This window comes from Streptomyces sp. NPDC051684 (assembly GCF_044453445.1).
In the GTDB taxonomy this organism is placed as follows: Bacteria; Actinomycetota; Actinomycetes; order Streptomycetales; family Streptomycetaceae; genus Streptomyces.
Window position 1 is genome coordinate 103,602 of record NZ_JBITCS010000011.1, and the last position, 12,689, is coordinate 116,290.

Genomic DNA, 12,689 nt, shown 5'->3' on the forward strand with positions numbered 1-12,689 from the left:
GAAATTGCATCTCCTACAGGTCGTGTACTGGCGTCAGCGCTGGGCCGCGGCGAGGGATTCCTTCGCCTTGGCCGCCACGTTCTCGGCGGTGAAGCCGAACTCCTTGAAGAGGACCTTGCCGTCCGCCGACGCACCGAAGTGCTCCAGCGAAACGATGCGACCGGCGTCCCCGACGAAGCGGTGCCAGGTCAGACCGATACCGGCCTCGACGGCGACGCGCGCCTTTACGGCGGGCGGCAGGACGCTGTCCCGGTACCCCTGGTCCTGCTCCTCGAACCACTCGACGCACGGCATCGAGACGACGCGGGTGGCGATGCCCTCGGACTCCAGCTGCTCACGGGCCTCGACGGCCAGGTGCACCTCGGAACCGGTGGCGATCAGGATCAGGTCCGGCGTCGCCTTGGAGGCCTCGGCCAGGACGTAGCCGCCCTTGACCGTGTCCTCGTTGGCCTCGTACGTCGGCACGCCCTGGCGGGTCAGCGACAGGCCGTGCGGGTGCGAGACGCCGTACTCCTTCTTGCCGCGCTTGAGGATCTCGCGCCAGGCGATCGCCGTCTCGTTGGCGTCGGCCGGGCGCACGACGTTGAGGCCGGGGATGGCGCGCAGCGAGGCGAGGTGCTCGACCGGCTGATGCGTCGGGCCGTCCTCGCCGAGGCCGACGGAGTCGTGCGTCCACACGTAGGTGACGGGCAGCGACATCAGCGCGGACAGCCGCACGGCGTTGCGCATGTAGTCGGAGAACACCAGGAAGGTGCCGCCGTAGATGCGGGTGTGGCCGTGCAGCGCGATGCCGTTCATCTCCGCGGCCATGGAGTGCTCGCGGATGCCGAAGTGGATCGTGCGGCCGTAGGGGTCGGCCTCCGGCAGCGGGTTCCCGGCCGGGAGGAACGACGATGTCTTGTCGATCGTCGTGTTGTTCGAGCCCGCGAGGTCGGCGGAGCCGCCCCACAGTTCGGGGATCACACCGCCGAGCGCCTGGAGGACCTTGCCGGAGGCGGCGCGGGTGGCGACGCCCTTGCCGGTCTCGAAGACGGGGAGCTTGTCCTCCCAGCCCTTGGGCAGCTCGCCCGCGTTGATGCGGTCGAACTCGGCGGCGCGCTCCGCGTTCGCGGTGCGCCACTCCTGGAAGGACTTCTCCCACTCGGCCTTGGCCTGCGCGCCGCGCTCGAGGGCGCCGCGCGTGTGGTTGATGACCTCGTCGGAGACGTCGAAGGACTTCTCCGGGTCGAAGCCGAGGACGCGCTTGGTGGCGGCCACCTCGTCGTCGCCGAGCGCCGAGCCGTGCGCGGCCTCGGTGTTCTGCGCGTTCGGGGCGGGCCAGGCGATGATCGAGCGCAGCGCGATGAAGGACGGCTTGTCGGTGACGGCCTTGGCGGCCTCGATGGCGTGGAAGACCGCCTCGGGGTCCAGGTCGCCGTCCGCCTTCGGCTCCACGCGCTGGACGTGCCAGCCGTAGGCCTCGTAGCGCTTGCAGGTGTCCTCGGAGACCGCGGTCTCGGTGTCGCCCTCGATCGAGATGTGGTTGTCGTCCCACAGCAGGACCAGGTTGCCCAGCTGCTGGTGACCGGCCATGGACGACGCCTCGGCGGAGATGCCCTCCTGGAGGCAGCCGTCGCCGGCGACGGCGAAGACGTAGTGGTCGAACGGGGACTCCCCGGCCGGGGCCTGGGGGTCGAACAGGCCGCGCTCGTAGCGGGCGGCCATGGCCATGCCCACCGCGTTGGCGACGCCCTGGCCCAGCGGGCCGGTGGTCGTCTCGACGCCGGTGGTGTGCCCGTACTCCGGGTGGCCGGGCGTCTTGGAGCCCCAGGTGCGGAACGCCTTGAGGTCGTCCAGCTCCAGGCCGAAGCCGGCCAGGTAGAGCTGGATGTAGAGGGTCAGGGACGAGTGCCCCGCGGACAGGACGAAACGGTCCCGCCCGACCCAGTCGGCGTCCGCCGGGTCGTGCCGCATCACCTTCTGGAAGAGGGTGTACGCGGCCGGGGCCAGGCTCATCGCCGTACCGGGATGGCCGTTGCCGACCTTCTGTACGGCGTCGGCGGCCAGGACGCGGACGGTGTCAACGGCCCGCTGGTCCATCTCGGTCCACTCGAAGTCTGTGGTGGTCGGCTTGGTGCTCACCCTGGGTCAGGGCTCCTCTCCACATGTCTCATCGCCGGTGACGTCTGTCACCGGCCGCTGTCGAGCCTACCTTCGCTGGAACGTGCTTTTTTTCGACTCATTCCAGACTGCCGGGACTCGGTCCGATCCGCCTCCTGACGCGGATCGGCGCGCATTCGACACGTGAATACGCAGCCGCTCAGATGGGGGCTCATCCGTGGCCGGAATTGCTCATCCGGACAGGCCCCGGGGGAGGGGTCCACAGGGCCGTTACGGCATGCGGGCCAACACGACCCACCCCCACGAAGGGCTGGGTATGGGCAACGTCTAGAGTGGCGTGGTACGCGCGAGCCTTTACCGGGACTTCACATCAAGTGGTCCGCAACGGGGGCTCGCTGGAGTCTCTGTCAGGGGTGTGCGTGACGGCCGTCGAATCCCGTCCAGCGGGAGCGCTGACGAGCAATAGTCGGGGCCAGCGGCCGTTCGGGGCCAGGATCAAGGCGTTCGTGGCGCTGACCAAGCCGCGAATCATCGAGCTGCTCCTCATCACCACCGTTCCGGTGATGTTCCTTGCCGAACAAGGTGTGCCCGACCTCTGGCTCGTGCTCATCACCTGCCTCGGCGGGTACCTGTCCGCGGGCGGGGCCAACGCCCTGAACATGTGGTACGACCGCGACATCGACGCGCTCATGGAGCGCACGTCGCAGCGTCCGCTGGTCACCGGCATGGTCAGCCCCACCGAGTGCCTGGTCTTCGGCATCTCCCTCGCGGTGATCTCGACGCTGCTGTTCGGCTTCGCGGTGAACTGGCTGTCGGCCTGGCTGTCGCTGGGCGCGCTGCTCTTCTACGTGGTCGTCTACACGATGATCCTGAAGCGCCGCACGGCGCAGAACATCGTGTGGGGCGGCATCGCGGGCTGCCTGCCCGTCCTCATCGGTTGGTCCTCGGTCACGAACTCCATGTCGTGGGCGCCGATCATCCTCTTCGGGGTCATGTTCTTCTGGACGCCGCCGCACTACTGGCCGCTGTCCATGAAGGTCAAGGAGGACTACGCGCGCGCAGGCGTGCCGATGCTTCCGGTCCTCGCCTCCAACAAGGTTGTGGCCAAGCAGATCGTCGCCTACAGCTGGGTGATGGTGGCGGTCTCGCTGCTGCTCCAGCCGCTCGGCTACACGGGCTGGTTCTACACGGCGGTCGCGCTGCTCGCCGGCGGCTTCTGGCTGTGGGAGGCGCACGGTCTGCAGAACCGCGCCAAGGCCGAGGTCACGGGCGCGAAGCTCAAGGAGATGCGGCTGTTCCACTGGTCCATCACCTATGTGTCGCTGGTGTTCGTGGCGATCGCGGTGGACCCCTTCTTGCGCTGATCGCTCGCTCTGCTCTTTCCTTGTGGGGTACGTGGCCCAGGCCACGTACCCCACTTGTCGCTTGTCGGGCTACTCGTCGGTAGCATCCTGTCCATGGCAGAGACTCAAGCGGTTGAGGCGCCCCGCGGGGCGGCCAAGGACGAGCGTCGCGCGGCCAAGCTGGCCAAGGAGATCGGCGTGTTCGCCAAGGCGCACGGCGGCGCCGAGGGGCAGCTCGCGTACATCGGCGAGCACGGCACGCGGATCGTGCTCGTCGGCGAGGACGGCGGCTGGGGCGACGTGGTGGCCCGCACGTACGAGATCGCGCAGAAGGCCGTCGAGAAGGCCGGCATCACCGTCCACGAGGACTTCGACGGCGACTTCGCGGCCAAGGTCGAGACGGGCCCGTACGAATGGAAGCGGATGGCGGGCATTCAGCTCGGCGGCTGAACCCGGCGGCCGAAACCTTCGGCAGCCGGACCCGGCGGCCGAATTCGAGCAACACCAGACGCTTGTTCACCCGTTAGGACTGTAGGAGCACGGTCCACAGACGGGGAGCCCGATGATCGAAACGCCGTCCCTCGTGGATCAGTACTGCCACGGGGTGCTGCGTACGGAGCTGGGCCTCGGCACCTTCGAGGCCCACCTCGGCCGGGGTGAGGGGCCGCCCGCCCCCGGCACCACCTTCTTCGACACCCAGACCGGGTTCGCGGTGCGCCGCTGGTGCCCGCCGCTGCTCGGTCTCGAGCCCCACTGTCCGCCCGCCCGCTATCTGGCGAGGCGCCGCGAACTGGGCGTCGTCGAGGCGGGGCGCAGGCTGCTGCGCGGCAGCGGCATCACCACGTATCTCGTGGACACGGGGCAGCGGGACGATCTGACCGGGCCCGCGGAGCTGGCCTCGGCAGCCCGCAGTGAGGCCCACGAGATCATCCGCCTCGAACTCCTCGCGGAGCAGGTCGCCGACACGTCGGGGACCGTCGAGTCCTTCCTCGCCAACCTCGCCGAATCGGTGCACGCCGCGGCCTCCGGCGCGGTCGCCTTCACCTCCGTCGCCGGCGTGCGCCACGGGCTCGCGCTCGACCCGCAGCCGCCCGGCCCCGGCGAGGTGCGCGGCGCGGCGGCGCGCTGGCTGTCCGGGCGGCAGGTCGGCGGCGCCCTCACGGACCCGGTGCTCCTTCGCCACCTGCTGTGGATCGCGGTCGCCTCGGGACGCCCGCTGCAACTGCGCTGGGGCTTGCTCGACCCCACGGACCCGGCGGTGCTCGCCGAGTTCGCGCGCGCCACGGCGGGACTCGGCACCGACGTGGTGCTACTGCACGGCTATCCGTACCACCGGCACGCGGCACATCTGGCGGGCGTCTTCCCGCACGTCTACGCGGACCTGGGCCCCGCGCTCGCCCGCACGGGGGCGCGGGCCGCGGCGCTGCTGGCGGAGTTCCTGGAGCTGGCGCCGTTCGGGAAGCTGCTGTTCTCGACCGGCGCGCAGGGGTTGCCGGAGCTGCACGTGGTGGGCGCGCGGCTGTTCCGGCAGGCGCTCGGGCGGGTGCTCGGGGAGTGGGTCGCCGACGGGGCGTGGTCGCTGAGCGACGCGCAGCGGGTGGCCCAGATGATCGCGTCGGGGACGGCGCGGCGGGTGTACGGGCTGGAGTCCGCCTGAGCCCGTACGGACGCCTCGGGCCCCCGTACGGGAAGCCTCAGACCGCCGAGAGCTCCTGGCCCGACTGGCCCGACTGGGACGGGAGGTCCGGCTGCGCCACCGGGCGCTCGCGCAGCGAGAGCACCACGCGCAGCACGCCGATCCACACCAGCGCCGAGCCCAGCATGTGCAGGCCGACCAGGATCTCCGGCAGGTCCGTGAAGTACTGGACGTAGCCGATGACGCCCTGCGCCAGCAGGATCAGGAACAGGTCGCGGGTACGGTGCAGCGGGCCCTTCGGGGCGTCGACCGCCTTCAGGACGAACCACAGGGCGAACGTCAGCGTCACGACGATCCACGCCAGGACGGCGTGCCCCTTGGCGACCGTCTCCCAGTCGAGCGGCATCCGGTGCACGTCGCTGGAGTCGCCCGCGTGCGGGCCCGCACCGGTCACCACGGTGCCGACCATGATCAGCAGCGCGGACGCCACCACCAGGAACCACACCAGCTGCTTGATGGCGCCGCCGACCAGCGGACGCGGCTCCGCGTCGCCCTCACGGGTGCGCTGCCACATCAGGACCGCGACCGTCAGCAGGGCGGTCGTCAGGACGAAGTGGGCCGCCACCGTGTACGGGTTGAGGCCGACCAGGACGACGATGCCGCCGAGCACCGCGTTGCCCATCACGATCCAGAACTGGGCCCAGCCGAGCCGGGTCACCGTGCGCCGCCACGGCTTCTGCGAGCGGGCGGCGATGATCGCCCAGCCGACCGCGGCGCACAGCACGTACGTGAGCATGCGGTTGCCGAACTCGATGGCGCCGTGGAAGCCCATCTCGCTCGTCGCGGTCAGGGACTGGTCGGTGCACTTGGGCCAGGTCGGGCAGCCGAGGCCCGAGCCGGTCAGACGCACGGCACCGCCGGTGCAGACGATGAGCACCGTCATGACGACGGCGGACATGGCCGCGCGCTGGACGGTCCGCTGGGTGGGGGTCCAGTACTCGGCGATGAAGGCGAGCGGATTGCGCAGCGCCCGCGCGGCGTCGGTGGGGGTCAGCTTTGGCACGGGCCCATCGTAGGCGGCCGCTTGTGCACGCCTTCACGAGGGGGACGTAACTGGGCCAACTGTGACGGGGGTTACGTCCCCCGGCCCAGCTCGTCCGTCACTCCCAGCGGAAGAAGCGGCCCGCCGCGCCGAGTCCCACGACCGCCCAGACGGCGAGGATCCCCAGGTCGTCCCATGGCATCGCCGCGCCGTGCTGGAGCACGTCCCGCAGGCCGTCGGAGAGGGCCGAGATGGGCAGCAGGCCGAGCACCGACTGCGCGGCGTCGGGGAACTTGTCGAGCGGCACGATGACGCCGCCGCCGACCAGGAGGAGCAGGAACACCAGGTTCGCCGCGGCGAGCGTCGCCTCCGCCTTCAGCGTGCCCGCCATGAGGAGGCCGAGACCGGAGAACGCCGCCGTGCCGAGCACCAGGAGGAGCAGCACGGCGAACGGGTTGCCGTGCGGGGACCAGCCCAGCGCGAACGCGATGACCGTGAGGAGGACGACCTGGAGCACCTCGGTGACCAGGACGGACAGCGTCTTCGCCGTCATCAGCGCCCAACGGGGGAGCGGGGACGCGCCGAGCCGCTTCAGCACGCCGTAGCGGCGTTCGAAGCCGGTGGCGATGGCCTGTCCGGTGAACGCCGTGGACATCACGGCGAGCGCGAGGATGCCCGGGGTCAGGAAGTCGACGGCCTCGCCGGAGCCCGTGTCGACGATGTCGACCGCCGAGAACAGGACCAGCAGCAGCGTCGGGATGACAACCGTGAGGAGCAGCTGCTCGCCGTTGCGCAGCAGCATCTTCGTCTCGAGCGCGGCCTGCGTCGCGATCATGCGGCCGAGTGGCGCGGCTCCGGGCTTCGGGGCGTACGTACCGGTGCCGCGGTGGGTGTCGGTCGCGCTCATCCGCGCAGCTCCTTACCGGTCAGTTCCAGGAATACGTCTTCGAGGGTGTGCCGCTCGACGGAGATCTTGTCCGGCATCACGCCGTGCTGGGCGCACCAGGAGGTGACCGTCGCGAGGAGCTGGGGGTCGACCTTGCCGCTGACGCGGTAGGAGCCGGGGGTCAGCTCGGCGGCCGCGGCGTCGGCGGGCAGGGCCTTCAGGAGCGAGGCCACGTCGAGGCCGGGGCGGCCGGAGAAGCGCAGTGTGTTCTCGGCGCCGCCCTTGCACAGTTGCTCGGGGGAGCCCTGGGTGATGACCTGGCCGGCGTCGACGATGGCGACGTCGTCGGCGAGCTGCTCCGCCTCGTCCATGTAGTGCGTGGTGAGGACGACGGAGACGCCGTCGGCCCGCAGGTCCCGCACCAGGTCCCAGGTGGCGTGCCGGGCCTGCGGGTCGAGGCCCGCGGTCGGCTCGTCGAGGAAGACCAGTTCGGGGCGGCCCACCACGGCCATGGCGAGCGCGAGCCGCTGCTGCTGGCCGCCGGACAGGCGCCGGTAGGTGGTGCGGCCGCAGCTGCCGAGGCCGAGACGCTCGATGAGGGCGTCCACGTCGAGCGGGTGGGCGTGCAGCTTGGCGATGTGGCGGAGCATTTCGTCGGCGCGGGCGCCCGAGTAGACGCCGCCGGACTGGAGCATCACGCCGATCCGGGGGCGCAGCGCGGCGGCCTGCTTGACCGGGTCGAGGCCGAGGACGCGGACGGTGCCGGAGTCCGGCCTGCGGTAGCCCTCGCAGGTCTCGATGGTGGTGGTCTTGCCCGCGCCGTTGGGGCCGAGGACGGCCGTGATGCCGGGGGCCGTCGTGAGGTCGAGGCCGTCGACCGCGGTCTTGGTTCCGTACCGCTTCACCAGACCGGTGATGTGGACGACTGGCTCGCTTCGCATGGTGGGCAAGTCTAGGGAGGCGGCGCGGCGCTCCGACGCGCGGGGAGCCACTTCTCGGCGTACGCCACGGCCTCCGCGACCCCGAAGAGCCGGCACTCGGCGGCGCCGACGCGGCCCCGGGCGACCGTGCCGGTGGCCTCGAAGCCGGCGCCCAGCTCGTCGAACCGGTCGGCGTCGATCACCACCTCGCGCACGTGCTCCCAGCCGTGCGGCCCCGGCCGCCCGGCGTCCTCGTACTCGGCCGGGACGCGGTACTCGGCCAGGTGGAAGCTCGTGCACGCCTCGTACCCGGCGCCGAGCAGCAGCACCCGCGCGCCCATGGCCTCCAGGCGGGCCAGCGGGCTGCGCTCGCCGAGCCGGCAGTCGGGCGCGTGCCCCTCGGTCACCTCGGCGGCGCGCGGGCCGAGCGCGGCGAAGGAGGTCTGCGGGTGGGCGCTGCGCAGGGCGCCCGGCCAGGTCCGCAGGGTCTCCGGGACGATGCCGACCCCGCGCGTGGGCGTCGTCGCCGGGTCGTACGCGGGCATGGTCGCGCGGACGGTCTCCCACCACTCCCGGGGGACCGGCGGGCGGCTCCACTCGGCCGGATCGGAGAGATCGGCGGACTGTGTCGGGACGACGAGCGTGCCGTCGGCGCCGAGCGCGTCGAGGAGGGCCCGGACGACCGCGACCGCCCCGCCGTTCACCCATCCGAGGCTGCTGAGGGAGGTGTGCGCGAGGAGGGTCTCGCCGGGTCGGACGCCGAGCGAACGCAGGTCCGAGGCGAGGGACGCGCGGGTGACCAGTGGGCCGGCCGGAGCGGGTGTGGGCATGGGGGCGAGTGTCCTGGTCAGGGGCGTCGGGCGCCACGGAATTAGCTCCCGGCCCGAGGGGCGGGACACCGGAATTCTGATCGATCAAAGATCGTTTCCGCAGGTCACGGCACGTGACTACTTAGGTTCGCCTAAGTGATGCACGGCACCGAAGGGTGATCGCCGCCGCGCTTGTCAGGGTCTGAGGAATTACGCAACAATGGCGTTGTGAAAAACGTCGGCGAGGCCCCAGAGGAGCTCACGACCGGGGAGCGGTCCACCCGCAACCGGGTCGCGCGCTCCATCCTGGACCACGGCCCGTCCACCGTCGCCGAGCTGGCCGGACGCCTCGGCCTCACCCAGGCCGCCGTCCGCCGCCACCTCGACGCACTCGGTGCCGACAATGTCGTGGAGCCCAGGGATCAGCGCGTCTACGGCGCCCGCACCCGCGGCCGCCCCGCCAAGGTGTTCGCGCTGACCGACTGCGGCCGGGACGCCTTCGACCAGTCCTACGACAAGCTCGCCGCGGAAGCGCTCCGCTGGATCAAGGAGCAGGCCGGCGGCGACGAGGCGCTCGTCTCGTTCGCCCGTGCGCGGATCGCCGCGCAGGCCGGTCCCTACAAGGCGGCGATCGAGGCGGCGGCCCCCGAGGAGCGCGCCCAGGCCCTGGCGAGGGCCTTGAGCGCGGACGGGTACGCTGCTACGGCGCGTAGCGCACCGGTCGGTGAGCAGCTCTGCCAGCACCACTGCCCAGTCGCCCACGTGGCCGAGCAGTTCCCGCAACTGTGCGAGGCCGAGACGGAAATGTTCTCGCAACTGCTCGGCACCCACGTACAGAGACTGGCCACCATCGCCCACGGCGACGGGGTCTGCACGACGTTCATCCCCAAGAACACCCCCAACACGACCACCAACGCATCTGCAAGCACGGCCGGGAGGAACCCCGCATGACTCTCCCCATCGAGGAGACTGCCCACCCTGAGCTCGAGGGCCTGGGCAAGTACGAATACGGCTGGGCGGACTCCGACGAGGCCGGTGCCTCTGCCAAGCGCGGCATCAACGAGGACGTCGTCAAGGACATCTCCTCGAAGAAGTCCGAGCCGGAGTGGATGACCAAGCTCCGCCTCAAGGGCCTGAAGCTGTTCGGCAAGAAGCCCATGCCGAACTGGGGCTCGGACCTGTCGGGCATCGACTTCGACAACATCAAGTACTTCGTGCGCTCCACGGAGAAGCAGGCGGAGTCCTGGGAGGACCTGCCCGAGGACATCAAGGCCACGTACGACAAGCTCGGCATCCCGGAAGCGGAGAAGCAGCGCCTCGTCGCCGGTGTCGCGGCCCAGTACGAGTCCGAGGTCGTCTACCACCAGATCCGTGAGGACCTGGAGGAGCAGGGTGTCATCTTCATGGACACCGACACGGCCCTGAAGGAGCACCCGGAGCTCTTCAAGGAGTACTTCGGGACCGTCATCCCGGCCGGCGACAACAAGTTCGCCGCGCTGAACACCGCCGTGTGGTCGGGTGGCTCCTTCATCTACGTGCCGAAGGGCGTGCACGTCGAGATCCCGCTCCAGGCCTACTTCCGTATCAACACGGAGAACATGGGCCAGTTCGAGCGGACGCTGATCATCGTCGACGAGGACGCCTACGTCCACTACGTCGAGGGCTGCACCGCCCCGATCTACAAGTCGGACTCCCTGCACAGCGCCGTCGTCGAGATCATCGTCAAGAAGGGCGCGCGCTGCCGCTACACGACCATCCAGAACTGGTCGAACAACGTCTACAACCTGGTCACCAAGCGTGCCGTCGCCTACGAGGGCGCGACCATGGAGTGGGTCGACGGCAACATCGGCTCCAAGGTGACCATGAAGTACCCGGCCATCTACCTGATGGGCGAGCACGCCAAGGGCGAGACGCTGTCCATCGCCTTCGCGGGCGAGGGCCAGCACCAGGACGCCGGCGCGAAGATGGTCCACATGGCGCCGAACACGTCGTCCAACATCGTCTCGAAGTCCGTCGCGCGCGGCGGCGGCCGCACCTCCTACCGCGGCCTCATCGAGATCGGCGAGGGCGCCCCGGGCGCCAAGTCGAACGTGCTCTGTGACGCCCTGCTCGTCGACCAGATCTCGCGCTCCGACACGTACCCCTACGTGGACGTCCGCGAGGACGACGTGTCGATGGGCCACGAGGCGACCGTCTCCAAGGTCTCCGAGGACCAGCTCTTCTACCTCATGAGCCGCGGCCTCTCCGAGGACGAGGCCATGGCGATGATCGTGCGCGGCTTCGTCGAGCCGATCGCCAAGGAGCTGCCCATGGAGTACGCGCTCGAGCTCAACCGGCTGATCGAGCTCCAGATGGAGGGCGCGGTCGGTTAAGACCCCTCCAGGGTCGCCAACCGCCGCTCCCATCAAGCCACTTACGTAAACGAAAGCGAGCACCACGACAGCCATGGCTGAGGCTCCCACCACCATCCCGGCAGGCTCGACGACCGCGGGCGCCGTCGCGGTCGCCGCCGAGTCGACCGTTGCCACGCGCATGAGCGCGCCGCCCTCCTACGACGTGCAGGACTTCCCGGTCCCGCACGGCCGCGAGGAGGAGTGGCGGTTCACGCCGCTGGAGCGGCTGCGCGGTCTGCACGACGGCACCGCCACCGCGACCGGTGACGGCGTGAAGGTCGACATCGAGGCCCCGGAGGGCGTCAACGTCGAGCTGGTCGGCCGCGACGACGCGCGCGTCGGCAAGGCCGGCAAGCCCGTCGACCGCGTCGCCGCGCAGGCGTACTCGGCGTTCGAGAAGGCGTCCGTCGTCTCCGTGCCCAAGGAGACGGTCCTCTCCGAGCCGATTCGCATCCGCGTGCACGGCGAGGGCGGTACCGCCTACGGCCACCAGGTCATCGAGCTGGGCGCCTTCGCCGAGGCCGTCGTGGTCATCGACCACACCGGTGACGCGGTGCTCGCCGCCAACGTCGACTACCTGCTGGGCGACGGCGCGAAGCTGACCGTCGTCTCCGTGCAGGACTGGGACGACAAGGCCGTGCACGTGGCGCAGCACAACGCGCTCGTCGGCCGCGACGCCTCCTTCAAGTCGGTCGTCGTCACCTTCGGCGGCGACGTCGTCCGCCTCAACCCGCGCGTCAACTACGCGGGCACCGGCGGCGAGGCCGAGCTGTTCGGCCTGTACTTCACCGACGCGGGCCAGCACCAGGAGCACCGCCTCCTGGTCGACCACAACACCCCGCACTGCAAGTCGAACGTCGTCTACAAGGGCGCGCTCCAGGGCGACGACGCGCACGCCGTGTGGATCGGTGACGTCCTCATCGAGGCCGCGGCCGAGGGCACGGACACGTACGAGATGAACCGCAACCTGGTTCTGACCGACGGCGCCCGTGTCGACTCGGTGCCGAACCTGGAGATCGAGACCGGCGAGATCGTCGGCGCCGGTCACGCCTCCGCCACCGGCCGCTTCGACGACGAGCAGCTCTTCTACCTGATGTCCCGCGGCATCCCCGCCGAGGAGGCCCGCCGCCTCGTCGTGCGCGGCTTCTTCGCCGAGCTGGTCCAGCAGATCGGCGTCCCGGACATCGAGGAGCGCCTGCTCGAGAAGATCGAGACCGAGCTGGAGGCTTCGGTCTGATGCCCCCCGCATTCGTCCGTGCCTGTGGACTCGCCGAGCTGGAGACCGACACCCCGAAGCGGGTGGAGATCGACGGCACGCCCGTGTCCATCGTGAGCACCGAGGGCGAGGTGTTCGCGATCAACGACATCTGCTCGCACGCGAATGTCTCGCTCTCCGAGGGCGAGGTGGAGGACTGCCAGATCGAGTGCTGGCTGCACGGGTCCGCGTTCGACCTGCGCACCGGCAAGCCGTCCGGCCTCCCGGCCACCCGTCCTGTGCCCGTATACCCCGTGAAGATCGAAGGGGACGACGTTCTCGTCTCCCTCACCCAGGAGAACTGA

At 70.3% G+C, this 12,689-nt stretch carries 12 protein-coding genes; 7 read left to right on the forward strand and 5 right to left on the reverse strand.

Annotated features, from left to right (window positions below):
- Positions 1 to 33: 33 nt before the first annotated feature.
- Complete coding sequence (gene tkt / locus ACIA8D_RS15770; RefSeq protein WP_399232377.1) at positions 34 to 2,121, reverse strand: transketolase; 2,088 nt, start codon at positions 2,119 to 2,121, stop codon at positions 34 to 36.
- Between the two features lie 392 nt (positions 2,122 to 2,513).
- On the opposite strand from tkt, the gene ACIA8D_RS15775 reads away from it, so the two are divergent.
- The 3 genes from ACIA8D_RS15775 (at position 2,514) to ACIA8D_RS15785 (ending at position 5,100) form a co-directional block, all read left to right on the forward strand.
- The gene (locus ACIA8D_RS15775; RefSeq protein WP_399232379.1) at positions 2,514 to 3,464 is read left to right on the forward strand and encodes a heme o synthase; all 951 of its coding nucleotides are present in this window, start codon (positions 2,514 to 2,516) and stop codon (positions 3,462 to 3,464) included.
- A gap of 93 nt (positions 3,465 to 3,557) precedes the next feature.
- Positions 3,558 to 3,893 carry a hypothetical protein gene (locus tag ACIA8D_RS15780; protein WP_385766146.1) on the forward strand — a complete coding sequence of 112 codons (336 nt, stop codon included), beginning with the start codon at positions 3,558 to 3,560 and terminating at the stop codon, positions 3,891 to 3,893.
- Between the two features lie 112 nt (positions 3,894 to 4,005).
- Positions 4,006 to 5,100: an amidohydrolase gene (locus ACIA8D_RS15785; protein WP_399232382.1), complete on the forward strand. Its 1,095-nt coding sequence runs from the start codon at positions 4,006 to 4,008 to the stop codon at positions 5,098 to 5,100.
- 37 nt (positions 5,101 to 5,137) lie between these two features.
- Here the strand turns inward: ACIA8D_RS15785 and ACIA8D_RS15790 are convergent, their stop codons facing one another.
- From ACIA8D_RS15790 to ACIA8D_RS15805, 4 genes are all read right to left on the reverse strand, one after another.
- A complete protein-coding gene (locus ACIA8D_RS15790) occupies positions 5,138 to 6,142 on the reverse strand; it encodes a heme A synthase (protein WP_399232384.1) in 1,005 nt (334 codons plus the stop codon).
- Positions 6,143 to 6,239: 97 nt separating this feature from the next.
- Positions 6,240 to 7,028 carry an ABC transporter permease gene (locus ACIA8D_RS15795; protein WP_399232386.1) on the reverse strand — a complete coding sequence of 263 codons (789 nt, stop codon included), beginning with the start codon at positions 7,026 to 7,028 and terminating at the stop codon, positions 6,240 to 6,242.
- A complete protein-coding gene (locus ACIA8D_RS15800) occupies positions 7,025 to 7,948 on the reverse strand; it encodes an ABC transporter ATP-binding protein (protein ID WP_399232387.1) in 924 nt (307 codons plus the stop codon). The genes ACIA8D_RS15795 and ACIA8D_RS15800 overlap by 4 nt, the downstream gene beginning before the upstream one ends.
- A gap of 11 nt (positions 7,949 to 7,959) precedes the next feature.
- The gene (locus tag ACIA8D_RS15805; protein WP_399232388.1) at positions 7,960 to 8,757 is read right to left on the reverse strand and encodes an aminoglycoside N(3)-acetyltransferase; all 798 of its coding nucleotides are present in this window, start codon (positions 8,755 to 8,757) and stop codon (positions 7,960 to 7,962) included.
- A 207-nt stretch (positions 8,758 to 8,964) separates the two neighbouring features.
- Here ACIA8D_RS15805 and ACIA8D_RS15810 point away from each other — a divergent pair, with 207 nt between their 5' ends.
- The 4 genes from ACIA8D_RS15810 (at position 8,965) to ACIA8D_RS15825 (ending at position 12,689) form a co-directional block, all read left to right on the forward strand.
- Complete coding sequence (locus ACIA8D_RS15810) at positions 8,965 to 9,687, forward strand: helix-turn-helix transcriptional regulator (protein WP_399232390.1); 723 nt, start codon at positions 8,965 to 8,967, stop codon at positions 9,685 to 9,687.
- Positions 9,684 to 11,108 carry a Fe-S cluster assembly protein SufB gene (sufB, locus tag ACIA8D_RS15815; protein ID WP_399232392.1) on the forward strand — a complete coding sequence of 475 codons (1,425 nt, stop codon included), beginning with the start codon at positions 9,684 to 9,686 and terminating at the stop codon, positions 11,106 to 11,108. The genes ACIA8D_RS15810 and sufB overlap by 4 nt, the downstream gene beginning before the upstream one ends.
- A 73-nt stretch (positions 11,109 to 11,181) precedes the next feature.
- Entirely contained in the window at positions 11,182 to 12,366 is a 1,185-nt protein-coding gene (sufD, locus tag ACIA8D_RS15820; protein ID WP_399232394.1) for a Fe-S cluster assembly protein SufD, read from the forward strand.
- Complete coding sequence (locus ACIA8D_RS15825) at positions 12,366 to 12,689, forward strand: non-heme iron oxygenase ferredoxin subunit (RefSeq protein WP_399232396.1); 324 nt, start codon at positions 12,366 to 12,368, stop codon at positions 12,687 to 12,689. The genes sufD and ACIA8D_RS15825 overlap by 1 nt, the downstream gene beginning before the upstream one ends.

Bases quoted from the DNA above. Each gene is read 5' to 3' on its own strand.
- ACIA8D_RS15780 (WP_385766146.1), top strand. From the start codon at position 3,558: ATGGCAGAGACTCAAGCGGTTGAGGCGCCCCGCGGGGCGGCCAAGGAC.
- ACIA8D_RS15785 (WP_399232382.1), top strand. From the start codon at position 4,006: ATGATCGAAACGCCGTCCCTCGTGGATCAGTACTGCCACGGGGTGCTG.
- ACIA8D_RS15795 (WP_399232386.1), bottom strand. From the start codon at position 7,028: ATGAGCGCGACCGACACCCACCGCGGCACCGGTACGTACGCCCCGAAG.
- ACIA8D_RS15800 (WP_399232387.1), bottom strand. From the start codon at position 7,948: ATGCGAAGCGAGCCAGTCGTCCACATCACCGGTCTGGTGAAGCGGTAC.
- ACIA8D_RS15805 (WP_399232388.1), bottom strand. From the start codon at position 8,757: ATGCCCACACCCGCTCCGGCCGGCCCACTGGTCACCCGCGCGTCCCTC.
- sufB (WP_399232392.1), top strand. From the start codon at position 9,684: ATGACTCTCCCCATCGAGGAGACTGCCCACCCTGAGCTCGAGGGCCTG.
- sufD (WP_399232394.1), top strand. From the start codon at position 11,182: ATGGCTGAGGCTCCCACCACCATCCCGGCAGGCTCGACGACCGCGGGC.
- ACIA8D_RS15825 (WP_399232396.1), top strand. From the start codon at position 12,366: ATGCCCCCCGCATTCGTCCGTGCCTGTGGACTCGCCGAGCTGGAGACC.